23 protein-coding genes, 1 tRNA gene and 1 pseudogene are annotated in these 24878 nt (G+C 42.2%); 11 read left to right on the forward strand and 14 right to left on the reverse strand.

The annotated features are described in order from the left end of the window. Positions 1 to 3: 3 nt before the first annotated feature. The 4 genes from BDD26_RS04720 to BDD26_RS04735 form a co-directional block, all read right to left on the reverse strand. The gene (locus BDD26_RS04720; RefSeq protein ID WP_038261912.1) at positions 4 to 633 is read right to left on the reverse strand and encodes a response regulator transcription factor; all 630 of its coding nucleotides are present in this window, start codon (positions 631 to 633) and stop codon (positions 4 to 6) included. Between the two features lie 608 nt (positions 634 to 1241). Next, positions 1242 to 2036, reverse strand: a complete 795-nt coding sequence (speD, locus tag BDD26_RS04725; protein WP_038261915.1) for an adenosylmethionine decarboxylase — start codon at positions 2034 to 2036, stop codon at positions 1242 to 1244. Between the two features lie 26 nt (positions 2037 to 2062). Next, positions 2063 to 2926, reverse strand: coding sequence for a polyamine aminopropyltransferase (speE, locus tag BDD26_RS04730; RefSeq protein ID WP_115825677.1), 864 nt, complete (start codon positions 2924 to 2926; stop codon positions 2063 to 2065). Between the two features lie 103 nt (positions 2927 to 3029). Continuing rightward, entirely contained in the window at positions 3030 to 3377 is a 348-nt protein-coding gene (locus BDD26_RS04735) for a YacC family pilotin-like protein (RefSeq protein ID WP_038261920.1), read from the reverse strand. Between the two features lie 273 nt (positions 3378 to 3650). On the opposite strand from BDD26_RS04735, the gene hpt reads away from it, so the two are divergent. Next, positions 3651 to 4187 (forward strand): hypoxanthine phosphoribosyltransferase, encoded by a 537-nt coding sequence (gene hpt, locus BDD26_RS04740; protein WP_038261922.1) that lies wholly within the window; start codon positions 3651 to 3653, stop codon positions 4185 to 4187. An 80-nt stretch (positions 4188 to 4267) separates the two neighbouring features. Here hpt and can read toward each other — a convergent pair whose 3' ends face one another. Then, on the reverse strand, positions 4268 to 4921 hold the full coding sequence (gene can, locus BDD26_RS04745) for a carbonate dehydratase (protein WP_038261924.1): 654 nt from the start codon (positions 4919 to 4921) through the stop codon (positions 4268 to 4270). Between the two features lie 181 nt (positions 4922 to 5102). Here can and BDD26_RS04750 point away from each other — a divergent pair, with 181 nt between their 5' ends. Together BDD26_RS04750 and BDD26_RS04755 are read left to right on the forward strand one after the other, a co-directional pair. Then, complete coding sequence (locus BDD26_RS04750) at positions 5103 to 6029, forward strand: ABC transporter ATP-binding protein (RefSeq protein WP_038261925.1); 927 nt, start codon at positions 5103 to 5105, stop codon at positions 6027 to 6029. Then, a complete protein-coding gene (locus BDD26_RS04755; RefSeq protein WP_115825678.1) occupies positions 6026 to 6796 on the forward strand; it encodes an ABC transporter permease in 771 nt (256 codons plus the stop codon). Before BDD26_RS04750 ends, BDD26_RS04755 begins: the two co-directional genes overlap by 4 nt. A 626-nt stretch (positions 6797 to 7422) precedes the next feature. Here the strand turns inward: BDD26_RS04755 and BDD26_RS20615 are convergent. The 4 genes and pseudogenes from BDD26_RS20615 to gloB all read right to left on the reverse strand — a co-directional run bounded on the left by BDD26_RS20615 (position 7423) and on the right by gloB (position 10932). Beyond that, positions 7423 to 7959 (reverse strand): annotated as a pseudogene (locus BDD26_RS20615) (IS630 family transposase). Then, entirely contained in the window at positions 7953 to 8426 is a 474-nt protein-coding gene (locus tag BDD26_RS04765; protein ID WP_115825679.1) for a helix-turn-helix domain-containing protein, read from the reverse strand. The pseudogene BDD26_RS20615 and the gene BDD26_RS04765 overlap by 7 nt, the downstream one beginning before the upstream one ends. 346 nt (positions 8427 to 8772) lie before the next feature. Beyond that, positions 8773 to 10104, reverse strand: coding sequence for a murein transglycosylase D (gene mltD / locus BDD26_RS04770; RefSeq protein ID WP_115825680.1), 1332 nt, complete (start codon positions 10102 to 10104; stop codon positions 8773 to 8775). Between the two features lie 72 nt (positions 10105 to 10176). Continuing rightward, positions 10177 to 10932, reverse strand: a complete 756-nt coding sequence (gloB, locus tag BDD26_RS04775) for a hydroxyacylglutathione hydrolase (RefSeq protein ID WP_038261932.1) — start codon at positions 10930 to 10932, stop codon at positions 10177 to 10179. Positions 10933 to 10980: 48 nt separating this feature from the next. On the opposite strand from gloB, the gene BDD26_RS04780 reads away from it, so the two are divergent. Then, positions 10981 to 11697 carry a class I SAM-dependent methyltransferase gene (locus tag BDD26_RS04780; protein WP_115825681.1) on the forward strand — a complete coding sequence of 239 codons (717 nt, stop codon included), beginning with the start codon at positions 10981 to 10983 and terminating at the stop codon, positions 11695 to 11697. Between the two features lie 11 nt (positions 11698 to 11708). On the opposite strand, the gene rnhA is transcribed toward BDD26_RS04780, so the two are convergent. Next, the gene (gene rnhA, locus BDD26_RS04785) at positions 11709 to 12179 is read right to left on the reverse strand and encodes a ribonuclease HI (RefSeq protein WP_038261936.1); all 471 of its coding nucleotides are present in this window, start codon (positions 12177 to 12179) and stop codon (positions 11709 to 11711) included. Positions 12180 to 12243: 64 nt separating this feature from the next. On the opposite strand from rnhA, the gene dnaQ reads away from it, so the two are divergent. Together dnaQ and BDD26_RS04795 are read left to right on the forward strand one after the other, a co-directional pair. Continuing rightward, positions 12244 to 12993, forward strand: a complete 750-nt coding sequence (gene dnaQ / locus BDD26_RS04790) for a DNA polymerase III subunit epsilon (protein ID WP_038261939.1) — start codon at positions 12244 to 12246, stop codon at positions 12991 to 12993. A gap of 138 nt (positions 12994 to 13131) precedes the next feature. Beyond that, positions 13132 to 13208: transfer RNA gene (locus BDD26_RS04795), tRNA-Asp, on the forward strand. 57 nt (positions 13209 to 13265) lie between these two features. Here the strand turns inward: BDD26_RS04795 and BDD26_RS04800 are convergent. Then, complete coding sequence (locus BDD26_RS04800; protein WP_115825682.1) at positions 13266 to 13811, reverse strand: GNAT family N-acetyltransferase; 546 nt, start codon at positions 13809 to 13811, stop codon at positions 13266 to 13268. 89 nt (positions 13812 to 13900) lie between these two features. Between BDD26_RS04800 and BDD26_RS04805 the strand changes: the two genes are divergently transcribed. From BDD26_RS04805 to fbaA, 5 genes are all read left to right on the forward strand, one after another. Beyond that, positions 13901 to 14431 carry an O-acetyl-ADP-ribose deacetylase gene (locus tag BDD26_RS04805; protein ID WP_115827493.1) on the forward strand — a complete coding sequence of 177 codons (531 nt, stop codon included), beginning with the start codon at positions 13901 to 13903 and terminating at the stop codon, positions 14429 to 14431. Between the two features lie 373 nt (positions 14432 to 14804). Then, entirely contained in the window at positions 14805 to 16799 is a 1995-nt protein-coding gene (tkt, locus tag BDD26_RS04810; RefSeq protein ID WP_115825683.1) for a transketolase, read from the forward strand. A gap of 326 nt (positions 16800 to 17125) precedes the next feature. Next, a complete protein-coding gene (gene epd / locus BDD26_RS04815) occupies positions 17126 to 18145 on the forward strand; it encodes an erythrose-4-phosphate dehydrogenase (RefSeq protein ID WP_038261944.1) in 1020 nt (339 codons plus the stop codon). Positions 18146 to 18196: 51 nt separating this feature from the next. Beyond that, positions 18197 to 19363, forward strand: a complete 1167-nt coding sequence (pgk, locus tag BDD26_RS04820) for a phosphoglycerate kinase (protein WP_038261949.1) — start codon at positions 18197 to 18199, stop codon at positions 19361 to 19363. A 57-nt stretch (positions 19364 to 19420) separates the two neighbouring features. Continuing rightward, complete coding sequence (gene fbaA / locus BDD26_RS04825; RefSeq protein WP_038261953.1) at positions 19421 to 20497, forward strand: class II fructose-bisphosphate aldolase; 1077 nt, start codon at positions 19421 to 19423, stop codon at positions 20495 to 20497. A gap of 104 nt (positions 20498 to 20601) precedes the next feature. Here the strand turns inward: fbaA and dtpB are convergent, their stop codons facing one another. The 3 genes from dtpB to hpaB form a co-directional block, all read right to left on the reverse strand. After that, on the reverse strand, positions 20602 to 22068 hold the full coding sequence (dtpB, locus tag BDD26_RS04830; RefSeq protein WP_038261956.1) for a dipeptide/tripeptide permease DtpB: 1467 nt from the start codon (positions 22066 to 22068) through the stop codon (positions 20602 to 20604). Positions 22069 to 22730: 662 nt separating this feature from the next. Continuing rightward, a complete protein-coding gene (gene hpaC / locus BDD26_RS04835; protein WP_038261958.1) occupies positions 22731 to 23249 on the reverse strand; it encodes a 4-hydroxyphenylacetate 3-monooxygenase, reductase component in 519 nt (172 codons plus the stop codon). Between the two features lie 21 nt (positions 23250 to 23270). Continuing rightward, positions 23271 to 24833 (reverse strand): 4-hydroxyphenylacetate 3-monooxygenase, oxygenase component, encoded by a 1563-nt coding sequence (gene hpaB / locus BDD26_RS04840; protein ID WP_038261961.1) that lies wholly within the window; start codon positions 24831 to 24833, stop codon positions 23271 to 23273. Between the last annotated feature and the right edge of the window lie 45 nt (positions 24834 to 24878).

Here is a 24878-nt window from a genome sequence, read left to right on the forward strand (position 1 = left end):
CTATTAACCCGTAATAATTTGATGTTGTAATGCATAATGGACAAGATCAATAGTGGTGTCACACTGTAATTTACTTAGGATATTGGCTCGGTGAACATGTACAGTTTTAGGACTCAACATGAGTTGCTCTGCAATACTCCTGGCGTTTACTCCATTAATTAAAAGATTAAATATTTCTCGTTCTCGTGGAGTCAGTACTTGTAGAGCATCTAACTCTTGCGGTTTCTGGTGTAAAGCTTTCATGGCATCGGCACAAAGATAAATTTCTCCTTTATGAACGGTTCGTACTGCTTGTACCAGTTCTTCTGCTCCACAGCATTTTGTCAGATAGCCACGAGCTCCTGAATCAAGAGCGGTTTGCACAAGAGCAGCAGTATCATAAATGCTAAGCATAATAGTACGAAAATTAGGGCGGTTGGGACGCAGTCGTGCAAGGAGTTGCAAGCCATTTTCATGTGGCATAGAAATGTCCATGATAACTATATCAATATTTCTTTTTAGTAGGTCAGGCCATGCTTCTTTACTATTGCTGTATTGCCCTACTATTGTAATGTCATCTTCAAGTGTGAGTAGCTGAGCGAATCCTGATCTAACAACAACATGGTCATCAATAAGTGCAACTTTTATCTTCATTTTTTATGGTGATTTTTAGTATAAATGTATTTTATATATCATAATGTTTATGAAAAAGCTTTAGTGCAACTGAATGAGTTAAATTTGTTATGAAGATAACAAATTGAATAGTTACAAAAGAAAGTTACACATGTAGAATTTATTCTTGTTATAATTCATTATGTTTATTATTTTCTTATCAATAAAAATAAGAAATTTTACTGAGTTTGCTAGATGTTTTATTTATATATTGTTTAATGCTTTTATAATATCTGCAATTAAGCTTTATTGAATAACAAATTGATTAATTTATATTTGAAATGTAATAGTTAGATAATTGTTCTGTGTGATAAATAAAAATTAATATAATTATTGAATTTTTTCAATAGCTTTCTGGATAATAATTAATAATGTTGTTTATCCGCGCTCATCGTAATTGACATGTTAAATCATTTTGTGACAGGTATTCTCGCCAATGAGGCGAATGCAATGCCAATTACTCTATGACTATTTTAGTGAATATACTTTTCATATTTCAGGTTGCAGTTTTATTGATTACGCTACTTTTTATAACATGGCTGGCGGATATTATATCTGACAGCCAATTTTTTGAAACGAAAGAATAATATTTAGACATTCGGTAAATTGCGACCGTAATAAATTTCTTGAATCTCTTTTTTAAGTAAACGAATGATTTCGTTTTTTTCTGTTTCGCGTAATTCTTCGGCTGTGGTATTGAATAAATATTCATTCAGATCAAATTCTTTTAGCATCATTTTGGTATGGAAAAGATTTTCCTGAAAAATATTCACATCCATCATATAGTATTGAGATTGAATTTCTTCGGTCACATAATTTTGAATGGAATTAATCTCGTGATCGATATACAGTTTTACTCCGTTTATATCCCGGGTAAAACCACGAACACGGTAGTCCATCGTTACAATGTCAGATTCCAATTCATGGATCAGATAATTGAGGGCTTTAAGTGGTGAAATGACGCCACAAGTGGAAACTTCAATATCTGCCCTGAATGTACATATTCCGCCATCAGGGTGGCTTTCTGGATAGGTATGTACACAGATATGGCTTTTATCCAAATGGGCGACGACAGAGTCAGGCAGAGGGCCAGGATTTTCCGTATTATCCACAAGTCTGGGATCTATGGGTTCTTCACTAATCAGAATGGTTACACTTGCCCCTTGAGGATCATAATTTTGGCGGGCAATATTAAGAATGTTTGCACCAATGATTGAACAGGTTTCACTGAGAATTTCAGTTAAGCGATTTGCATTATACTGTTCATCAATGTACGCGATATAACTGTCGCGATCGGCGTTCGTTTTTGCATAACAAATATCGTAGATACAAAAACTCAAACTTTTTGTGAGATTGTTAAAGCCGTGCAATTTCAGTTTACGCAATTTATTTCACCTCCCGGTATGGGTGACTATTGGTTTCCAGATAGAGAGTCCAGCAAGTATTGTGGCAGAGCAAAACTACCTGCATGTACCGCTGGGGTGTAGTAACGGCAGGTTATAGCCGCATTGTCGAAACGTTGTTGCAGAGTTTTCAGAGATATTTGGCGCAAAGCAGGATTTTGGGTTGCCCATGCAAATGTCATGATCCCTCCGTAATAAGTAGGGATAGCAGCCTGATAAAAACCGCTGTCAGCAAAACAATGAGTTAATTTTTTATGGCTTGTGATGGCTTCACCCTGTTGCAGAAAGCAAACGCCATTTTGGGCTACAAAAATACCACCGTCATTCAGGCAGCGAGCGCAGCCTTCATAAAATTCAGATGTGAATAAACTTTCTCCGGGCCCTTCTGGATCAGTACAATCAGAGATGATGACATCAAATTTATCAGAGGTTGTATTAACGAAACTGACACCATCGTCAATGACGAGTTTGAAACGGGGATCATCGTAAGCCCCTGCATTATGGTTTGGTAAATATTGGCGGCAGAATTCAACAACTCCTGCATCAATTTCTACCATAGTGATATTATTGAGATAATTATGACGGCAAACTTCACGCAACATTCCGCCATCACCTCCACCGATAATCAAAACCTTTTTTGCCTGACCATGGGCAAATAGTGGAACATGCGCCATCATTTCATGATAAATAAATTCGTCACGCTCCGTCGTTTGTACTACGCCATCAAGAGCCATAATGCGGCCCATCTCTGCATTTTCGAAGATAATCAGATCTTGATGTTCGGTTTTGTTGTGATAGAGCACGTTTTCAACTGTGAAATACTGGCCAAAATTGGCATGTAATGTTTCATACCAAACGTTTTCTTGTGGCATGTATGGTATTCCTCCATTATGGCACTCATGATTATGGGGTGCACATAATAGCTAACTAAAAAGTTAGTTGCACTGTGATCGTTACCTGAGAGTGATTAGAAAGTTATTTGACATAAGCAAGTAGGCTGAGGGAGCGCCGGGCAAGAGAATGACATTTTACCTCATGAGGCAGGTTGATTCCCTTCAGATCGTTATAGCCCAACTGATTTAGTTTCTCCATTAACTGACCATCATAGTTACTAAGATCCCATTTATTACGTTGGGCAAAATAGACGATTGTACGTCTGATTTCTCTTTCCGGGATCTGACTATAACCGCAATCATATTTTAGGTAGATGTAGACTGCGGTGAGATCAGCAAGATCTTCAGCTTCATTTTCAGACAAAGCCCTTGCAGGTTGTGTGAAACCAAATAGAACCAGAATGTAAGTTAATAAGGCAAGTTTTTGCATAATTCCTATAATATTGATTTTTTACTATTTTGCTTAAGTTAACATATTAATATCTTTATTAGCCAAACTTTATTTACCTGAATTTGGAAAATTACCATTTTTAATTACCAGTAAAAATTACCGTATGTTAATGAATAGGGTTTGTTCTTATGTCAGAGAGTGTTATTTTATGCGCTCGATGAGCTTATGGTGTTGATCGGTGTGTAAATAATCACACTCATTATTGATGATTTTTGTGGTTATTTAAAATAAAATCAACTGGTTATATTTATAATGAAACATATTGTAGAAGTAATGATCTCCAAACAGGAGGTTAAGCAACGTATTGCTGAACTGGGGCAACAGATCACAGAGCATTACCGCAACAGCGATCGTGAACTGGTATTGGTTGGCCTGTTAAGAGGATCGTTTATTTTCATGGCGGATTTGTGCCGTGAAATTCAGGTCCCTCACGAAGTGGATTTTATGACAGCGTCCAGTTATGGCAGTGGAATGAACTCTACCCGCGATGTGAAAATCCTGAAAGATCTGGATGAAGATATTCGTAATAAAGATGTGTTGATCGTTGAAGATATTATCGATTCAGGCAATACACTAAATAAAATTCGTGAGATCCTGGCCCTGCGTGAACCAAACTCGCTGGCGATTTGTACGTTGCTGAACAAGCCATCCCGTCGTGAAGTTGATGTGCCAGTTGAATGGATTGGTTACTCAATTGAAGATAAATTCGTGGTTGGCTATGGTATTGACTATGCTCAGCGTTATCGGCATCTGCCTTATATTGGCCATGTTATTCTGCTGGAAGAGTAAATTCTTGCGCTAATGTACAAGGACATTGGTACAGTAAATAAATGGCAGTTTTAACTGCCATTTACTTTTACAGAAATTTGTTACTTTTTATTAGCCAGCTTAGAGATAGCCTGGCGGTAATTTAGTTCCAATTTTTCCCGGCTGTCTGCGGTAATATCCAGATCATGGAGTTCACCATCCTTCAAACCGTATACCCAACCGTGGATCATCACTTTTTGCCCACGTTTCCACGCTGATTGCATAATGGTTGAATGACCAAGGTTATAAACCTGTTCAATAACATTCAGTTCGCATAAACGATTCAGTCGATCATTAGGTGGCAACTCGCCAAGCATTGAGCTGTGTTTGTACCATAAATCACGGATATGAAGCAGCCAGTTATTGATTAAGCCTAATTCAGTGCCGTCTACTGCCGCTTCAATACCACCGCATCCGTAGTGACCACAGATGATAATATGCTCAACCTGTAAAACATCGACAGCATACTGTACAACGGATAAGCAATTTAAATCAGTATGTATAACAAGGTTTGCAACATTCCGGTGAACGAAAAGATCACCCGGTGCGGCATCGATCAGCTTTTCAGCAGGTACACGGCTATCAGAACAGCCTATCCATAGAAAGTGGGGCTTTTGTGCTTTTGATAATTCATTGAAGAAATGCGGGTTTTCTTCATTTACGGATTTAGACCACTGCTTGTTCCTGGCAAACAGCTCTTCAATTTTTCTCATCATGACTAATAGCCTGGCAACATTTTTGAGATAGAATCATATACAACATTAATTGAGAATTTAATATTTAATTGAGTAATGTTTTTGATTTGATCCCTATCATTGAAAAGAAGTATAGGGAAAATAGTGGCATAATCTCTATCTTGCACTCAAAAATAGCAAAGAATAAAGGTGTTTTTGACTTATGGCTTATGCATTGGAATTAACGCAGCTCACGAAGACCTATAAAGGTGGAGTAAAAGCATTGCGTGGGATTGATTTACGTGTAGAAGCTGGCGATTTCTACGCACTTTTGGGGCCAAATGGTGCAGGAAAATCGACCACCATCGGCATCATCAGCTCTTTGGTTAATAAAAGTAGCGGTAAGGTCAACGTATTTGGTTACGATATTGATACGGACCTGGTTAATGCCAAACGCCAGTTGGGTTTAGTGCCGCAGGAATTTAATTTCAATCCGTTTGAAACAGTAATTCAGATTGTATTGAATCAGGCGGGATATTACGGCGTACCACGCGATGTGGCGCAAAGCAGAGCGGAAACCTATCTGTCACAACTGGACCTATGGGGCAAACGCAATGAACGGGCAATCCGTTTATCAGGCGGGATGAAACGCCGTCTGATGATTGCCCGTGCTTTGATACACGAGCCCAATTTATTAATTTTAGATGAACCTACTGCCGGAGTGGATATTGAACTGCGTCGCTCCATGTGGGAGTTTTTGAAGACTTTGAATGCACAGGGAACGACGATCATCCTGACAACTCACTATCTGGAAGAGGCTGAAATGCTGTGCCGTAATATTGGCATTATTCAGAATGGTGAGTTGGTGGAAAATACCAGCATGAAGGATTTACTCAGCCAGCTGGAACTGGAAACGTTCTTATTCGATTTAGCACCGAAGGGAAATATGCCGGTTCTGCAAGGTTATGGCTATCGTTTGATGGACACCACCATATTAGAAGTGGATGTAAAACGCGGACAGGGATTAAATGATATTTTTTCCCAATTGAGTATGCAGGGTATCCAAATTAACAGTATGCGCAACAAAGCGAATCGTTTAGAAGAGCTGTTTGTTGGGTTGACAAATAATAACCAAGGAGTTCGTCAATGATCCAACTATACTGGGTGGCATTGAAAACTATCTGGATTAAAGAAGTGACTCGCTTTGGTCGTATTTGGGTACAGACTTTGCTACCACCCGTGATTACTATGTCTCTCTATTTTGTCATTTTTGGCAATCTGGTGGGTTCCCGTATTGGGGAAATGGGGGGCGTAGCATATATGCAGTTTATTGTCCCCGGCCTGATTATGATGTCTGTGATCACTAACTCATATTCAAACGTCTCCTCTTCCTTCTTTGGTGCTAAGTTTCAGCGTAGTATTGAAGAAGTGCTGGTTGCGCCTGTGCCAACACATGTCATTATTGCCGGGTTTGTTGGCGGTGGAGTGGCTCGTGGTGTATGTGTGGGCATTTTAGTTACACTGGTTTCTTTGCTTTTTGTGCCGTTACAGCTCCACTCATGGGGAATGGTCGTAATAACCTTACTGGCAACATCGATATTATTTTCATTAGCTGGCTTATTGAATGCCATTTTTGCAAAAACCTTTGATGATATCAGCATCATTCCGACTTTTGTTCTGACGCCATTAACCTATTTGGGTGGTGTATTTTATTCCCTGACTTTACTGCCTGAATTTTGGCAGATGGTATCGAAGCTGAATCCAATCGTTTATATGGTCAGTGGATTTCGCTATGGTTTCCTCGGTATTGCTGATGTATCTCTGGTAATGACATTAGGTATGTTGGGTATGTTTATCCTCAGTTTTTACTTACTGGCTTGGTATTTGATCGAGTCGGGCAGAGGGCTGAGAACCTAAGCAGGTTCGTCTGAACATAAAATATGTAGCCCTGCTGTGTTGCACAGCAGGGCTACATCGCATATAGAAGTATCGTTTATCGCTACCCGCCTTGTTTTGCATTATTGGCAGGAATGGTTGCCAAGGAATGTTTGATTAAATCGGATTTTTGCCATTTCTCTTGCTCAAGAATTGATGTGATTTGTTGGAGGATCATCAGGGTTTGTGATTCAACATCGTGACCTTGTGATTCTGTACCCAGTGGGTGGGCCCTGAAATATACAGTAGGTTATGATGTTTCGTTGCATGTACGTAGGAGCCTTTCACTTGCGGTAGGCTGACATAATTTATCCGAGTGACCAAGAAAAACTCCTTAGTAATATTTTAACATTCAATATTTTTATATTATCGATCGTATCAGTGGTAATCACTTGCACAACCTTTGTTAAGTCTAATAACAAATAATACTTTGTATAGTCATATTCATTTAGCTCTAATTTCTTCTGTGACAAAATATCTGCTTTTATACATATATCATTACCTTTTTTATTTGAGATTATTTATATAATCAAGTTGAAATGATATTTCGAATTATTTTCTTAGAATTATATTTTTAAATAGCATTGGAATGTTACTGTTTTAAGTACTCAAGAAAAGTTAATTGCAAATTGGTCGCCATAACCTTTCAATAAAGTATTTAACTCATACTCCATGGTATCCTGAGTCCAAGTGATAAAACGTCGCCAGTGGTATTTGGCCTGTTTCCAGACGATTTCAATCAGATTTAGCTCTGGGCTGTAAGCGGGAAGATAGAGTAAAAGCATGTTGTGTTCTCGTCACCAGCCATTTCTGATTTCTTCCTCGATCCCGTGATGGATACGCGCATTATCCAACACTACAAATGTTAGGCGGTTGTCCCCTTGTTTGGCCACCTGCTCTAAAAAATCAATCACGTCATCTCGCGTGATACTGCCTGACATTGTCTGGTAAAACAGCGTGTTATCCGTGTAATTTAACGCACCCAGAACTGACCGTCTGTCATGCTCTTGAGGCTCAGTTTCATGGGACTTACCCCGTGGACTCCATCCATATTGCACCGGAGGAGACGCGGCAAAACCCGCCTCATCAAAATAGACCAGACGGTAATGTCCTGACCGTGCTCCGGCCTTAATTTTATTCAGCAAGGCGGATTTTTTAGCAAACTCCGTTTCGTTGCGCTTTTTTTAAGCGACAGGCGGGTTCGTTTATAGGTGAGTCCCTGCTTTTTCAGGGTATTCGCCAGCGTTTCAAGCGTACAGGGCAGGGAACCATGCCTGGCTTCGACGCACTGCGCTATCCGGGCTAGCGTCAGGAACTCTGCGCTGGCGGCTTCGACCGCAGTGGCAATCATATCAGGCGTCATGGCGAGATACCGGCCTCCGGCATGACCGCCTAATAATCCCGCTATCCCTGAATTGTGCCACATGTGAACCCAATTATAGATAACCCGGAGACTGCATCCTATTTCAGCGGTGATCTGGGACGGCTTGATCCCTCTGGCAAGCATGAGCAAACCCGTTCCTCGCGTACGAATGTCCCGGTGTGGGTGATTCAAAGCGAGTTGTTGCAATGTTATTCGTTCAGGCTCAGAAAGGATTATCTTCGATTTCATAAGAACAGGCAGAGAGTCGGGTTATCGTGTTATCGATTATAACAGTAATGCAGATAATTTATCTGATTAACTTAGTTAGTAAATATTTTATTGAATTTTTCAATGGAAAATAATTGATTCTCTAAACCGGCAGAAAGTAGCAGGTGTTTGTATATTTCATTGAAGCTATCAGGGAAATTATCTGTATCACTGGCAAATGATGACAAGGTAAGACTCCTTTATTGAACTTGAAATATATTGAGTATATTCGAATTATTATGTGTTTTACACAAGGTTATAAAATCTGGCACAGCAAAAACCCCCTGCCTGAAAAGCAGGAAGTTATATGCTGGTGGGATAAGTTAAATCAGTTAATATAAAGCGTCAGAGCGATACCAGGTTTAATGTCTTTGAGCTTGATGTTTTTATTCCAATTCATCAAATCATCAAGATTCACGCCATGCCGTTTGGCGATGCTGGCGAAGGAATCACCTTTGCGAACCTGATACATAACAGGATCACTAGTATTAACTTTCAAAACCTGTCCAACCCTGAGTCTATGAGCCGTCTTCAAGCCATTTAACCTTTGGAGCTGATGGTGAGATGTCTTAAAACGTTTTGCAATCGCTGATAACGTATCACCAGAACGAACAGTGTAATGATTCTGTTGCTGTAGATGACGAATATTTCTGGCGACAGCCAGACGGATATTTTTCAAAACATTTTCATCTGCCAGCGAGTGTTGAAGCTGGCTGGCATTCTCTTTCGGCAACATAATGTAATGTGGCCCATAGGGCGATGTCATACCTTGTTTATAACCAGGGTTATAGGTTTTGATGGAAGTCAGTGATAACCCAGATAATTCAGCGGCTTGTGACAATGTGATTTGTTGCCCTACTTCAACTTTGGCGAGAGCCTGTTGATTGTTGGGTTTTGGCAATTTAAGGTCAAATTTCTCGTTGTGACGAATGACATTACTGAGCGCCAGTACTTTGGGGACGTATTGCATGGTTTCACGAGGTAATGCTAATGACCAAAAATCTGTCGGTTTTCCCCGCGACTGATTTTCTTTAATTGCACGTACAATCCGGCCTTCGCCACTGTTATAAGCTGCGATAGTTAATAACCAGTCCCCATTAAAGCGCACGTTCAAACGCTCAAGAATATCTAAAGCTGCGGTTGTGGATGCAGCAACATCACGACGAGCATCGTACCATTTATCCTGTGTCAGACCATAATGACGGCCTGTACTGGGGATAATCTGCCACAAACCTGCTGCTTTGGCGTAAGACGTAGCATGGGGATTAAAAGCACTCTCCACTATGGGAAGTAAGACCACTTCCATGGGAATATTTCGTTGATCAATCTGCTCAACGATCCAATATATATATGGCTCTGCTCGTAATGCCACATTTTGGAGATAGCTCTTGTGTCTCAGATAATAGTTTTGTTGTTCACGCACCCTGTTATTGTCAGGAATTTCCATCTTCAACTCATCACGGATATGTCCCCACAAATCTTGTTGGGCTGTCGGACTCCCCTTCCAGTTTGCAGTATCGTCTGGCTCTGCAATACCTTCTGCTTTTTGATTAGTCGAAGACATTTTCTGTGCATGCTGCAGGGAAGGAGACTTTGGTTGGAGCCCCGATTGACACCCGGCAAGCAAGACAGACGCGAACAAGATCGCTTTTGTCTTCATATTTTCTTTTGATGTATGCCTAAAAGGTGAGCGATCATACTGACCTATTACGCAGAAGACAACCCAACAAAATCAAAATCGATCTTTATAAGCCCTTAATTGCTGAAAAACAGAAGAAAGTGGCATTGAATTAGGTTTGATGCCGATATTTTTTTGTAAATCAAGATCGTGACAATTTAGGAAAACGTTAATTTTTCGCTCTGTCTGTAAAGTAGTGGGCACTGTTGCCTGATTGTTTTCGCGTAACTCGATAATTTTTTTATAATAATCGTGAATTGTTTGATTTTCAGGTAATACTGACTGTGCAAATTTCAAATTTGCGGCGGTATATTCATGAGCACAACAAATTAATGTGTCATCGGGTAGCGATGCGATTTTTTCAAGAGAAGAAAACATTTGTTCAGCAGTACCTTCGAATAGTCTGCCACAACCTCCTGAAAACAGGGTATCTCCACAAAACAGGTAAGGTGCCTGATAGAAAGCGATGTGACCAAGTGTATGACCCGGTAATGCTATAATCTGGAAAGAGAAATGATCAATATTAATGACATTATGTTCATGGATAATATGGGTTGCTCCTTTACTGCGGGTCTCTTCTGGACCATACACAGGTAATTCAGGATATTGTTTGCACAAGTCAGCGACACCACCAACATGGTCGTAGTGATGGTGTGTCAGCAGGATAGCAACGGGAATAAGTTGGTTAGCTGCTAAAATTTCCATGACGGGGTGTGATTCAGCAGGATCGATAACAACACAACATTTGTCTTCATCACAAAGTAACCAAATATAGTTATCTGAAAGGGCGGGGAGCCTGATAAGCTTCATTATATGCCTCATTTTAACAATAGCTTTGTAGGTTGGAAGGAAGATGACATGCAATCAGTACATGCAATCAAACAAATAACTCCTCCTGAATCTTGGGCTGAGTTACCTTGGGGAGAATATTACCGTGTCGCTTTGGAACGTCAATTGGAACCGTGGTGGCCAAAAATTTTTGGCTTTCATTTAGTTAAGGTCGGTAATTTAAGTGTAGAAATTGACAGTCGCTCTTGTCTAATCAGCCACCAGGTTAATGTAGGACTGGCGGGGGAAAGTATGGATGTGATTGCTGATCCTCATTATCTTCCTTTCGAAGCGAAATCCGTTGATGCCTGTTTATTGGCTCATATGCTGACTTATAGCGTTGATCCTCATTGGCTGCTTCGGGAAGTGGATCGGATTATGATTGATGATGGCTGGTTGATCATTTCTGGTTTTAATCCAATAAGTTTATTAGGGCTGAGAAAAGTGATTTCACCTGTATGTTGCAGACGATCTTACCGTGCCCAAATGTTTTCCAGATTGCGTCAATTGGACTGGCTTCGTTTGCTCAACTATGAGGTTCTTTACCATGCTAATTTTCATGTCTTACCGTGGAAGAGTGGAAATAGTTTTTATGAGCATACGGCATCAATGTTTGGTTGTCTGAATGTGATTATTGCCCGCAAGCGGACAATACCTTTAACTCTCAATCCTATGCGGGCCAGATTGTTGAAACCTAAATTCAGTAATGCGTTAGGGGTAGTGAAAAATTTTCACCAACGCAATTAATTTTTTGTAGGTTAGTTTTCATTTTCGATATAGCCACCATCATCCTGGGTCGGGGAGTTGGCTGCTGCGCGAGCCAATTCATCACATAATTCATTTTCCCGATGGCCTGTATGCCCTTTAACCCAACGCCAGTCAATATCATGGGGTGAAATGGCTTTATCCAGTCGCTGCCATAAATCAACATTGATCACGGGAGATTTGTCCGCTTTTTTCCAGCCACGTTTTTTCCAGTTGTGGATCCATTGAGTAATACCCTGGCGGACATATTGACTGTCAGTGGTCAGAATCACTTTGCAGGGTTCTTTGAGCGCTTCCAGACCGGTAATGGCGGCCATAAGTTCCATACGGTTGTTGGTCGTGCGGAAGTAGCCTTTACTCAGGTTTTTTTCCTTTTGTTTGTAACGAAGTAAAACACCATATCCACCGGGGCCGGGATTACCGAGGCAAGAACCATCGGTGAAAATTTCTACCTGTTTGCTCATATTTGGTAGACTCTTCCTATATCATCTTCAATCAAAACTCTAAGTCTGACACAAAAAAAACACTATGAGCACTGCAATTACCCGTCAAATCGTCCTCGATACCGAAACAACCGGTATGAATAAACTGGGAATTCACTACGAGGGGCATAACATCATTGAAATCGGAGCGGTGGAAGTCATCAACCGCCGCCTGACAGGCCGTCATTTCCACATTTATATTAAACCTGAACGTTTGGTTGATCCGGAGGCGTTTGAGATTCATGGTATCAGTGATGAGTTTTTGCTGGATAAACCCAAATTTGCTGATATTGCTGACGAATTTATTGAATTTATCCGTGGGGCTGAGCTGATCATCCATAATGCGACGTTCGATATCGGCTTTATGGATTATGAATTCAGTAAGCTTAATCGTGATATTCCGCCAACCGCAGAATTCTGTACGATTACAGATAGTTTGATACTGGCAAGGCAACTTTTCCCCGGTAAACGTAATAACCTTGATGCGTTGTGCGATCGTTACCAGATTGATAACTCGAAGCGTACTCTTCACGGGGCATTACTCGATGCTGAAATTCTGGCTGATGTCTATTTGGCAATGACTGGCGGTCAGACATCGCTGGCTTTTTCGATGGAAGGAGAAGTATCCAACAACGCTCAGGTTGCAGAAATTCAAAAAATAACTCGCCCTCAGGCGGGGCTGAAAGTTATTTATGCTTCTGATGAGGAATTGATTCAGCATGAGTCCCGTTTGGATCTGGTGCAAAAGAAAGGGGGAAGTTGCCTGTGGCGAACAGAACCTGAACAATTACATTGACTGAGATTGTGATAAGTGGGGATTAATTTGCCATTAAGGTGAAAAACTGCGCAAGTGCACTATTTTATTATAAAAAGCGATTGACGGATTGTGCGGAGGCTCGTATTATCCACCCCGTTCTCAACCAGAACGCCATGCGGTGCGGTAGTTCAGTTGGTTAGAATACCGGCCTGTCACGCCGGGGGTCGCGGGTTCGAGTCCCGTCCGCACCGCCAGAATTTATAAGCCCTGAGTTTTTAACTCGGGGCTTTTTTCTTTGATTACCAAAGAGTTCAAATCAACTTATAGAAATAGGTTGTTGCTGAGAATTCACCGGCAGAATTAATAACATAATTTGGGATTTCCCCGACTTCAACAAAGCCAAGTTTTCGATAAAGGGCAGAAGCTGGATCATTGGTTCGTGTATCCAAAACCAGCAAACTACGCTGGTGTTGTTTTGCCAACTGTTCCAGCTCATTCATTAGCATTCTGCCAATCCCACGCTGGCGATAGGCTGTATGTACCATCAGCTTTTCCACATCAGCACGATGCTGTCCATTCTTTTTCCGGCAAAGAGAAAGTTGCACTGAACCTGCAATATGCTCATCTTCCAATGCCACCAACAGTAAACGATGACCAGATGCGAGGTCTTCTTCGACATCCTGCCAATAATGTACTGCTTCATTTGCTTTTAGTGGTGTAATAAAACCGATGGAAGCATCACTTTCGACGCAGTTATGCAGTAAGTTAGTAAGTTCATCACGTTTGGCATTGATAGAATGCAATAGCATGATGTCTGGAACTGATATTGAACTCAGTGTAGGGTTGGGTTTTGTCATTTATTATTAAGTCTGGGATAAGTAATGATTGAATACTATACAAGTAAATTTATTCTGGATATAAGAAAATTATGGGGGGAGATGACGAAATGAACAGCAACAGAATCAACATAACCCAGGGCGATATCACTACAATTGCAGTTCAGGCAATTGTCAATGCAGCCAACAGTTCTTTGCTGGGTGGTGGAGGTGTTGATGGAGCTATTCACCGTGCTGGTGGAAAATCTATCCTGGAAGAGTGTATGCAAATCAGAGCAAGGCAAGGTGATTGTGAGGTTGGTGATGCGGTGATCACCGGAGCCGGGAATTTACCTGCTAATTATGTGATTCACACTGTAGGCCCTCGCTGGAATGGAGGAATGTGTAATGAGCCGGAATTATTGAAAAAGGCTTATCTGAGCTGTTTTGAGATTATTAAACAATACAATATTGCGACTGTCTCTTTTCCTAATATCAGCACAGGTATTTACCGTTTCCCGAAGAAAATGGCGGCAAAAATCGCTTTGGAAACAATTCATTCAAGCCTTTCTGTCAATAAAAATATATTGCAGGTGAATCTTGTTTGTTTTGATGATGAAAATTACGACATTTATCGTTCTTTAACTCAGCCTCTTCTTTGAATCAGGTTGTTATCTGAATCATAAAATGCTTTCAGTCAGAGAAAATTGCCATATCTGCATTAATTATCATTACCTGAGTCAATAGAAAAACAGATGCTTTCGGTCTTGATTAACTTATTGAGTATCGTATCTAATACATTGTTTCTTATTGCGCAAATCACGATATGAAACCATCCTGTATTTGCGCAAACTCATCTCCGATTATGTGTATTCGCTTGAAAATACGTCAAAACAGCGGGGTAAATCAAAGAATTGATGCTGAGCAGAAATTAAGATAGTTTTCGTTTATTGGCATTAATGATTGCGGTTTGTATGCCGCGCTGCGAAAATTAATTCTAGTTCACTAACGCTTTTATCCGACTTGGAGTAAAGAATGACCACTCGTAAAACCCTTGCTAATGCTATCCGCTTCTTGAGCATGGATGCTGTGCAGAAAGCAAAATCAGGGCATCCTGGTGCACCGATGGGAATGGCTGACATTGCTGAAGTGCTGTGGCGCGACTATTTGAACCATAACCCTGTCAATCCTGACTGGGCTGATCGTGACCGCTTCGTATTATCCAATGGTCACGGCTCTATGCTGATTTACAGCTTGCTGCACCTGACTGGTTACGATGTTTCTATCGACGATCTGAAAAATTTCCGTCAACTGCACTCTAAAACCCCTGGTCATCCAGAATATGGTTATACTCCGGGCGTAGAGACGACAACCGGTCCACTGGGACAAGGTATTGCCAACGCAGTTGGTTTTGCGATTGCGGAACGCACATTGGCAGCGCAGTTTAACCGTCCGGGTCACGATATTGTCGATCACTACACTTATGTATTCATGGGTGATGGTTGTATGATGGAAGGGATCTCCCATGAAGTTTGTTCTCTGGCGGGTACACTGAAGCTAGGCAAACTGATCGCTTTCTATGATGACAACGGCATCTCCATCGATGGTGAAGTTGAAGGCTGGTTCACTGATGACACCGCTGCACGTTTTGAATCTTATGGCTGGCATGTTATTCGTGGCGTAGATGGCCATGACTCTGCTGCAATTCAGGCTGCTATCGAAGAAGCTCGTAAGGAAACCGGCAAACCATCTCTGTTAATGTGCAAAACTATTATTGGTTTTGGCTCACCAAACAAAGCAGGTAAAGAAGAATGTCACGGTGCCCCTCTGGGTGACGCTGAAATTGAAGCGACCCGTAAGGCTCTGGGTTGGGAGTATCCTGCTTTTGAAATTCCCCAGGATATTTATGCAAAATGGGATGCAAAAGAAGCCGGTAACGCTAAAGAAAGCGCCTGGGATGTAAAATTTGCCGCTTATGCTGAAGCTTATCCAGAACTAGCCACAGAATTCCGCCGCCGTACCCGTGGTGAATTGCCTGCAAACTGGGAAACTGAATCCAAAGTATTTATTGAAAATCTGCAACAGAATCCCGCTTCTATTGCCAGCCGTAAAGCATCACAAAATGCTCTGGAAGCATTTGGTCAAGTCCTGCCTGAATTCATGGGCGGCTCTGCTGATCTGGCACCCAGTAACCTGACTATGTGGTCTGGCTCCAGGCCTCTGAACGAAGTTCGGGGTGGTAACTACATTCATTACGGTGTACGTGAGTTTGGTATGTCTGCCATCATGAATGGTATTGCTCTGCATGGTGGTTTTGTGCCTTATGGTGCGACATTCCTGATGTTTGTTGAATATGCCCGTAACGCAGTACGCATGGCTGCACTGATGAAGATCCGTAGCATCTTCGTTTATACCCACGACTCTATCGGCTTGGGTGAAGATGGCCCGACTCATCAGCCAGTTGAGCAAATTGCCAGCCTGCGTGTAACACCGAATATGAGCACATGGCGCCCATGTGATCAGGTAGAATCTGCGGTAGCGTGGAAATATGCGATTGAGCGTAAAAATGGCCCAACTTCTCTGATCTTCTCCCGTCAGAATCTGGCACAGCAGGAGCGTACTGCTGAACAACTGACGAATATTGAGAAAGGTGCTTATATCCTGAAAGATTGCGCAGGTCAGCCTGAGTTAATCCTAATTGCGACGGGTTCTGAAGTTGAACTGGCAGTGAAAGCCGCTGAGCAACTGAGTGCAGAAGGCCGTAAAGTTCGTGTAGTTTCCATGCCATCTACTGATGCATTTGACAAACAAGATGCGGCATACCGTGAAGCGGTTCTCCCTGCTGCGGTTTCTGCCCGTGTTGCGATTGAAGCAGGTATTTCTGATTACTGGTTTAAATACGTTGGTATTAATGGTGCTATCGTGGGAATGGGTACATTTGGTGAATCTGCTCCTGCTGATGCGCTGTTCAAAGAATTTGGCTTCACTGTTGAAAATGTTGTTGCCAAAGCAACCGCACTACTGAAATAACAAGCAAACTATACCCTGAACAGGTTTTAGAAAGCAGCTAATAAAAACTGCTTGCTGAAAGATGAAGAAGCGCATTAGCATCAAACTCTGGGCTAATGCGCTCTTTTTTCCATCAAAATTTCTTCATTATGCTATTAATGACCCTTGCCATTACTCTCTTTTTCTCGTAGTCTTTTCTTATAATTAGCTGAACCGTTTCAGTTATCGCAGACAAAATGTCTTGTCTGTCACAATCTGATTAATTTTATGATGAATCATCCGTACAATTTGCAGTTGCTCAGTTATTCTAAGCCGTTGCGTGACCATAGAGAAATTCAGGGAGTAACATGACAATCAGGGTAGCGATTAACGGTTTTGGCAGAATAGGGCGCAGTGTTTTGCGTGCTCTCTACGAAACCGGGCGTCGGGCTGAAATTGCGGTTATCGCCATCAATGAGCTGGCTGATGCAAAAGGCATCGCTCATTTATTGAAATACGATTCCAGTCATGGGCGTTTTGCATGGGATGTACGCCTGAACAATAAAGGATTGCACGTAGGAGATGACAGTATACGGCTGTTTCACCAACCCGATATCTCGGATTTACCGTGGAAAGAACTGGGTATTGATATTGTACTCGATTGTACGGGGAAGTATGGTGAACGAGTGGATGGAGAAGCTCATCTCACTAGTGGGGCCAAAAAGGTTCTGTTTTCCCATCCGGGAGGCAATGATCTGGATGTAACGGTGGTATATGGTGTAAATCATGATTCATTGGTTGCCGAAGATCGTATTGTTTCTAATGCATCTTGTACAACAAATTGTATTATTCCGATCATTAAGGTACTGGATGATGCGTTTAACATTGAATCGGGCACGGTGACAACAATTCACGCATCCATGAATGATCAACCAGTAATTGATGCTTATCACTGTGATTTACGTCGAACCCGTGCGGCCAGCCAGTCGATTATTCCAGTCGATACAAAACTGGCAGCGGGGATCACACGTATCTTTCCCAAATTCAGTGATCGGTTTGAAGCTATTTCTGTACGAGTACCCACCATCAATGTAACAGCGATTGATTTAAGTGTGACAGTCAGTGCTGCCGTTAATGTCAGTGAGGTAAACCAACTACTGCAAGAATCAGCGGTGAGTTCGTTTCGTGGTATAGTGGATTTCACTGATTTGCCGTTGGTCTCAACGGATTTTAACCACGATCCTCACAGTGCTATTGTGGATGGTACACAAACCAGAGTGAGTGGAAATCATCTGATCAAAACGCTTGTGTGGTGTGATAATGAGTGGGGCTTTGCCAATCGTATGCTCGATACAACGCTGGTAATGGCCTCTAAAGGTTTCATGTAATCACAACAGAAGATTGAGTAATTTTATAGAGAATCAATGAGAGGATTCACCATGTCTGTAATTAAGATGACTGATTTAGATCTGGCGGGTAAACGTGTTCTGATCCGTGCTGATCTGAATGTGCCTGTAAAAGATGGCAAAGTTACTTCTGATGCACGTATCCGTGCGTCTTTGCCGACGATTGAGGCTGCGTTGAATCAGGGAGCCAAAGTCATGGTTACTTCTCACCTGGGACGCCCGACTGAGGGAGAATACAACGAAGAGTTCTCACTGCAACCCGTCGTTGATTACCTGAAAGATGCACTTTCTTCTCCTGTTCGTCTGGAAAAAAATTATCTGAATGGCGTTGAAGTAGCGGAAGGCGAATTGGTAGTTCTGGAAAACGTTCGCTTCAACAAAGGTGAGAAAAAAGACGACGAAACGTTATCGAAACAGTATGCAGCGTTGTGTGATGTATATGTAATGGACGCCTTTGGTACAGCACATCGTGCTCAGGCGTCAACTCATGGTGTCGCTAAATTTGCGCCAATTGCCTGTGCTGGCCCATTATTGTCTGGCGAACTGGAAGCTCTGGGCAAAGCACTGCACAGCCCTGCTCGTCCAATGGTGGCGATTGTCGGTGGCTCTAAAGTTTCAACTAAACTGACTGTTCTTGATTCACTGTCCAGAATTGCTGATCAGCTTATCGTTGGTGGTGGAATTGCCAATACCTTTGTTGCCGCAGAAGGCCACAATGTAGGTCGCTCCCTGTATGAAGATGATTTGATCCCTGAAGCGAAAAAATTGCTGGAAAGCTGTGATATTCCTGTACCTACCGATGTTCGTGTTGCGACCGAATTCTCTGAAACTGCCGAAGCTATACTGAAATCCACCAGTGAAATTAAAGACGACGAGCAAATCCTTGATTTGGGCGATGCATCTGCTGAGCGTCTGGCTGAAATCCTGAAAAACGCTAAAACCATTCTGTGGAATGGCCCGGTTGGTGTTTTTGAATTCCCTAATTTCCGTAAAGGAACCGAAATTGTTGCCCGTGCGATTGCAGAGAGCGATGCTTTCTCGATTGCGGGTGGTGGCGATACTTTGGCAGCAATTGATCTGTTTGAAATTGCTGACAAAATCTCTTACATCTCTACCGGTGGTGGTGCTTTCCTTGAGTTTGTTGAAGGCAAAAAACTACCAGCCGTTGTGATGCTGGAAGAACGTGCTAACAGTAAATAAGTTGTGATAACAGGCAGTGAATACTGCCTGTTCAATGTCAATACAGGACCACGTAACATGTCTAAAATTTTTGATTTCGTAAAACCGGGTGTCATCACTGGTGATGATGTTCAAAAAGTCTTTGCCATCGCAAAAGAACATAACTTTGCTCTGCCGGCAGTTAACTGTGTCGGTACTGACTCTATCAATGCAGTGCTGGAAACAGCGGCAAAAGTACGTGCTCCGGTAATTATCCAGTTTTCCAACGGTGGTGCATCATTTGTAGCGGGTAAGGGCTTGAAGCTTGAAGGGCAGCAAGCAGCAATTCTGGGGGCAATTTCTGGTGCTCACCATGTACATCAGATGGCAGAGCATTATGGTGTGCCAGTTATCCTGCATACCGACCACTGCGCGCGTAAATTACTGCCGTGGATTGATGGTCTGTTGGATGCTGGTGAAAAGCACTATGCTCAGACTGGCAAGCCATTGTTCTCTTCCCACATGATTGATCTGTCAGAAGAATCTCTGGAAGAAAATATCGAAATTTGTAGCCAATATCTGGCACGCATGGCGAAAATCGACATGACGCTGGAAATTGAACTGGGTTGTACTGGTGGTGAAGAAGATGGCGTTGACAACAGCCATCTGGACAGCTCTTCCCTGTATACTCAACCAGAAGATGTGGCTTATGCTTATGAGAAACTGAGTGCTATCAGCCCACGTTTTACCATCGCGGCATCTTTCGGTAACGTTCACGGTGTATATAAACCAGGTAACGTTAAACTGACACCAAAAATCCTGCGCAATTCTCAAGACTACGTTTCTGAGAAATTCAACCTGCCACACAACAGCCTGGATTTCGTCTTCCACGGTGGCTCCGGTTCGACCGCAGAAGAGATTCAGGAAGCCGTCAGCTATGGCGTAGTTAAAATGAATATTGATACCGATACTCAGTGGTCTACCTGGGAAGGTATTCTGAACTACTACAAGAAGAATGAAGGCTATCTGCAAGGCCAATTGGGTAACCCGGAAGGTGCAGATAAACCGAATAAGAAATTCTATGATCCACGCGTCTGGTTGCGTGCTGGTCAGGTTTCCATGACTGTTCGTCTGGAGCAGGCTTTCAAAGAGCTGAACGCGGTTGATGTGCTGTAATTTCCATACTGATTGGCATGGATCAACTTAGTGTTTTAGTTCCCGCTCGTTATTTTAATTATCAACGAGCGGGAATTTTGTTTAATTAAACAGAATCAGATTGATTATGCTTTCGCTCTATCATTCATAATGCGGTTCAGCCACGGCACCATGAAAGCCATAATCACGGCAACAATAAGAGTGGCAATGCCTATTTTTCCAAATACACCCATATAAAGTGGCAGAGTTTGCAGGGGGTCGGTCACGCCTTCTGGTGCGGCGGTGAATGTTGCAACATGACTTCCTAATACTGATGCTGCTGCCTGAGATAAGAACCACATGCCCAGAATAAACCCTGTCAGGTAGCTAGGAACAAATGTTGCTACCATTGCCAGCCCCAGTGCACTGATCATCAATTCCCCGACGCTCTGGAACAGGTAAACCAGCACAATAAACCATGGGGAAGTCATGCCTTGTTCATCGGCAAATAAACCCGAAGCGGCAGCTGTCATGAAGCCGAGAGAACATAGGAACATGCCGAAGGTAAACTTTGTTGGCATGGAAAAGTCTTTTCCATTCGCACCCAAGCGGGTGTAAACCACAGCCAGGATAGGACTGACTATAATGATCCAGAATGGGTTTAGTGCCTGTAAACTGATGGGGTTAACATTAAAGCCGAAGATCTGGGGGTGGACGTTGTTGATAGCGAAGAAATTGAGGGAGGTCGGCATCTGGTTATACAGGATGTAGAACACAATCGCCTGAAGCATCAAAATAAATGCCACAAACATCTTATTGCGGCCGATCCTGTCCTGTTTGAATGCCTGCCAGAAGAAAATCATTACAACAACAGCTGAAATCGCCATGAGGGCAATATTGGCAATGTCGATATTGTGCAATAACCATGTACAGACCCCAATCATAGCCACTGTACCAAGCAAAACGAAAAACAGAGTTACATAGTTCAGAGGGGTATGATCTGGTTCAGAGCCGATGTTATCTACCATGCGACGGCAGGCGACATAAACCAGTAAGGCGATAATCAGGCCAATACCACAGATATTATAAGTGACGGCGTAGCCATATTTGTCGGCAATGACAGGGGCAAGAGCAAGAGAAAACAGAGAGCCAAGATTGATAGACATATAGAATAACGTAAATGCACCATCCAGGCGTGGATCCTGGGGCTGGTAACATTTTGCCAGCAGGCTGGCGGGGTTGGCTTTGAAAAGGCCATTACCGACAGCCACGGTTCCCAGAGCATAAAAAATCAGCTCAGGTTCCATGATGGAAAGACCAATCATGAAATAGCCTATTGCCAGTACAATGGCTCCCAGAACGATAGTTCGCTTTGTTCCCAATAAGTGGTCACCAACATAACCGCCGATGGAAATCAGGCCGTAAACCAGTGCAGTAAACGCACCAAAGGTGATAAATGATTGTGCTTCTGAAAAGCCCAGTTGTTTAACGAAGTAAACAGCAAGAATGCTTTGAACGCCGTAGTAGCCAAATCTTTCCCATAATTCCACAAAAAAGATCATGAAAAAGGGTTTCGGTTGATCCCATAAACCGATTGGAACGGTTTTATTCATAGTAACTGCCTCTGTTAGTTGTCATACCGGTGGACAATACATCCAGAGTTCATACTGTTGTTAACATATGGATAACATAATGTATTGCACGGGTTGTGATTTTGTTTATTTATTCAGAGTGATCGGAAGCGCGGGAGGTTAATATACTAGTACAATATCTTCTCAGTGGTTGATCACACTAATGTAAAAATTAATACCAGATTTGGAAAAATATTCACTAAATTAATAGCAAAATTATGCGCGAATGGTTTAAATGTTCTAAAATTAATCAATTTGATGTTTGTTTAATCTTTTCTGTTTGTTTTTTATTGAAAAATAACTAACTTAAAATTGGTAGTAAGAAATGATATCACAAATATCAATATATTAATTTTTTGTTATTTGATTAATATTTTTGTTTATTTTTGCAGGGATAAAACCTACATATGGATCACGTAATTTTATATAATCTTTCATATTTATTAAATAATAAATCAAGTTACCGGTTGATTTTCAATCTTGGAATAAGGTGGGGTATTTTTTAAATCAATGTGGTGGAGGATTAACTGGCGGGATATTATTCCAAAATTAAATTCAAGCTGAACAGCTATAGACTAATGGATTTCAAGTTGTAGCCACTAAAGCTACAACCTGAAATATGACGGGTGTATAAGCTGATATTCTTAAACAGCGGTAGCCAAAGTCTTATTCATAACCTGATGAAAACTACGCTTAAAATAAATTAATCCATGTCCCTCTTCACGAACAATAATCTGTTTTATTCCCACCAGATAAACATTATGAGTACCAATTTCCTGTACTTGTTCAATACTCCCTTCCAGATTGGCGAGTGTTCCTTTCAACATGGGTTGCTCGAGTATCCCTGTTTGCCAGATATCCCACCTAAAGCGCTCTTCCATACTGGCTTCGGTCATACCAGCGAAATGGCGGGCCATTAATTCTTGCTCATGATTCAGGATATTGACACACAGCCGGCCGTTTCCCTGAAATACCGGATTCATGGTGCTGTTGCGATTAATGCACACCATTAGAGTCGGAGGCGTATCTGTCACAGAGCAGACTGCTGTTGCTGTCATACCGCAGCGCCCTGCCGGGCCATCTGTAGTGATGATATTCACCGCAGCGGAAAGGCTTGCCATCGCATCCCTGAAACGCAAGCGATGTTCATTTTTTAAAGACATAATAAGCCTCCTGCTACTGATTTATTTCAGCAGCTTATCTAATAGATTAATATCGTGGTTATTGTGTAAATGGGGTTTTGTCCAGCCATTCACATCATAGTCAGAGAGACAGCGATCCACCAACTCCGTCATTTTCTTCATATTGCCGGAACCATACGCATGGCGCAGACATTGCAGGCGAATTTCATCCTGACTGCCGGCATAATTGATTTCGTACAATTCATGACGTCCACCGAATTCACTACCGATGGCATCCCACATTAATTTCAGAATCTTAATTCGTTCCACATGATCGATACCATTGGAGCCACGTACATATTTTTCCAGGTACTTATTGATTTCAGGATTGTTCATATCCCGCACGCTGGATGGCAAATAAATTAACCCGCTAGTGACATTACTTTCAATGATGTTCTTAATTTTTGTATAAGCCATCGGTGCCATAACGCGGTAAGTTTGTATTGCCTGTGTATCCGGCAGGTAGGCACTACCTTTCCACGGCTTGGCTTCTGCCCACATTGCATCGGTCAGAGACCAGAACAGATTGCGCCATGCCACGACTTCACCGAGATCTGCCTGAACACCACGAAAATCCACCACTCCAGTACATTCGAGACTCTTTTGCAGTAATCCGGTGATAAAGTCCAGTTTTACCGCCAGACGTACACAGGCCTGTATTGGAAACAGATAGGCAAATCCACTCTGGCCAGCCCAATTACGGGCACGATCAAAGTCACGATAAATTAACACGTTTTCCCATGGAATTAACACTTTATCCATTATAAGAATGGCGTCATTTTCATCAAACCGGCTGGAAAGGGGATAATCGAAAGGTGAACCTGTGGCTCCTGCCACTAATTCATAGGAAGCACGGGAAATTAATTTAACGCCTTCAGAATCCATCGGAGCGACGAACATCAAGGCAAAATCAGGGTTATCGCCGATGACTTGTGCTGAACCAAAACCAATAAAATTATAGTGAGTCAATGCTGAGTTAGTTGCGACTACTTTGGCACCACTGACAATAATACCTGCATCGGTCTCTTTTTCTATTTGGATAAAAACATCTTTAACCTGATCAGCAGGTTTGTGACGATCAATCGGGGGATTAACTATCGCATGGTTGAAATAGAGCGCGTTTTCCTGAATGCGTTTATACCATGTACGGGCGTTATCAGCGAACTGTCCGTAAAATTCAGGATAAGCACCTAACGCACAGCAAAATGCCGCTTTATAGTCAGGAGTACGACCCATCCAGCCATAATTCTGGCGTGACCATTCAGCAATAGCATCGCGTTGTTGGCGGATATCATCGGGGCTGGTCGCGAAACGGAAGAACTTATGGGTATAGCCGCCATTGCCAGTATCCGTATCCCAACACAGTACATCATGGGTCTCTGGGGCATGCAGAGCATCATACAGCTGACCGATAGAGATTGCCGCATTGCGAAAAGCGGGATGTGTAGTGACATCCTTAACTCGTTCGCCGTAGATATAAATTTCCCGTCCATCCTGAAGGGAATTCAAGTACTCTTTGCTGGTTAATGGGCGTTTATGGTCGGCTCGCAAATCTTCTGGTCTCATGGCTACCTCATCATTCGAAACCGCCCATTTTGATTTGTTATTCTA

Source organism: Xenorhabdus cabanillasii (genome assembly GCF_003386665.1).
Lineage (GTDB): Bacteria > Pseudomonadota > Gammaproteobacteria > Enterobacterales > Enterobacteriaceae > Xenorhabdus > Xenorhabdus cabanillasii.

What these genes read in the sequence shown, in the direction of transcription:
- fbaA (WP_038261953.1), top strand. Translation starts at nt 19,421, where the DNA reads ATGTCTAAAATTTTTGATTTCGTAAAACCGGGTGTCATCACTGGTGAT.
- BDD26_RS04755 (WP_115825678.1), top strand. Translation starts at nt 6,026, where the DNA reads ATGATCCAACTATACTGGGTGGCATTGAAAACTATCTGGATTAAAGAA.
- hpt (WP_038261922.1), top strand. Translation starts at nt 3,651, where the DNA reads ATGAAACATATTGTAGAAGTAATGATCTCCAAACAGGAGGTTAAGCAA.
- BDD26_RS04720 (WP_038261912.1), bottom strand. Translation starts at nt 633, where the DNA reads ATGAAGATAAAAGTTGCACTTATTGATGACCATGTTGTTGTTAGATCA.
- hpaC (WP_038261958.1), bottom strand. Translation starts at nt 23,249, where the DNA reads ATGTCTTTAAAAAATGAACATCGCTTGCGTTTCAGGGATGCGATGGCA.
- BDD26_RS04735 (WP_038261920.1), bottom strand. Translation starts at nt 3,377, where the DNA reads ATGCAAAAACTTGCCTTATTAACTTACATTCTGGTTCTATTTGGTTTC.
- BDD26_RS04750 (WP_038261925.1), top strand. Translation starts at nt 5,103, where the DNA reads ATGGCTTATGCATTGGAATTAACGCAGCTCACGAAGACCTATAAAGGT.
- rnhA (WP_038261936.1), bottom strand. Translation starts at nt 12,179, where the DNA reads ATGAGCAAACAGGTAGAAATTTTCACCGATGGTTCTTGCCTCGGTAAT.
- gloB (WP_038261932.1), bottom strand. Translation starts at nt 10,932, where the DNA reads ATGAAGCTTATCAGGCTCCCCGCCCTTTCAGATAACTATATTTGGTTA.
- mltD (WP_115825680.1), bottom strand. Translation starts at nt 10,104, where the DNA reads ATGAAGACAAAAGCGATCTTGTTCGCGTCTGTCTTGCTTGCCGGGTGT.
- tkt (WP_115825683.1), top strand. Translation starts at nt 14,805, where the DNA reads ATGACCACTCGTAAAACCCTTGCTAATGCTATCCGCTTCTTGAGCATG.
- BDD26_RS04780 (WP_115825681.1), top strand. Translation starts at nt 10,981, where the DNA reads ATGCAATCAGTACATGCAATCAAACAAATAACTCCTCCTGAATCTTGG.
- BDD26_RS04805 (WP_115827493.1), top strand. Translation starts at nt 13,901, where the DNA reads ATGAACAGCAACAGAATCAACATAACCCAGGGCGATATCACTACAATT.
- hpaB (WP_038261961.1), bottom strand. Translation starts at nt 24,833, where the DNA reads ATGAGACCAGAAGATTTGCGAGCCGACCATAAACGCCCATTAACCAGC.
- BDD26_RS04765 (WP_115825679.1), bottom strand. Translation starts at nt 8,426, where the DNA reads ATGAAATCGAAGATAATCCTTTCTGAGCCTGAACGAATAACATTGCAA.
- BDD26_RS04800 (WP_115825682.1), bottom strand. Translation starts at nt 13,811, where the DNA reads ATGACAAAACCCAACCCTACACTGAGTTCAATATCAGTTCCAGACATC.
- dnaQ (WP_038261939.1), top strand. Translation starts at nt 12,244, where the DNA reads ATGAGCACTGCAATTACCCGTCAAATCGTCCTCGATACCGAAACAACC.
- epd (WP_038261944.1), top strand. Translation starts at nt 17,126, where the DNA reads ATGACAATCAGGGTAGCGATTAACGGTTTTGGCAGAATAGGGCGCAGT.
- can (WP_038261924.1), bottom strand. Translation starts at nt 4,921, where the DNA reads ATGATGAGAAAAATTGAAGAGCTGTTTGCCAGGAACAAGCAGTGGTCT.
- speE (WP_115825677.1), bottom strand. Translation starts at nt 2,926, where the DNA reads ATGCCACAAGAAAACGTTTGGTATGAAACATTACATGCCAATTTTGGC.
- pgk (WP_038261949.1), top strand. Translation starts at nt 18,197, where the DNA reads ATGTCTGTAATTAAGATGACTGATTTAGATCTGGCGGGTAAACGTGTT.
- dtpB (WP_038261956.1), bottom strand. Translation starts at nt 22,068, where the DNA reads ATGAATAAAACCGTTCCAATCGGTTTATGGGATCAACCGAAACCCTTT.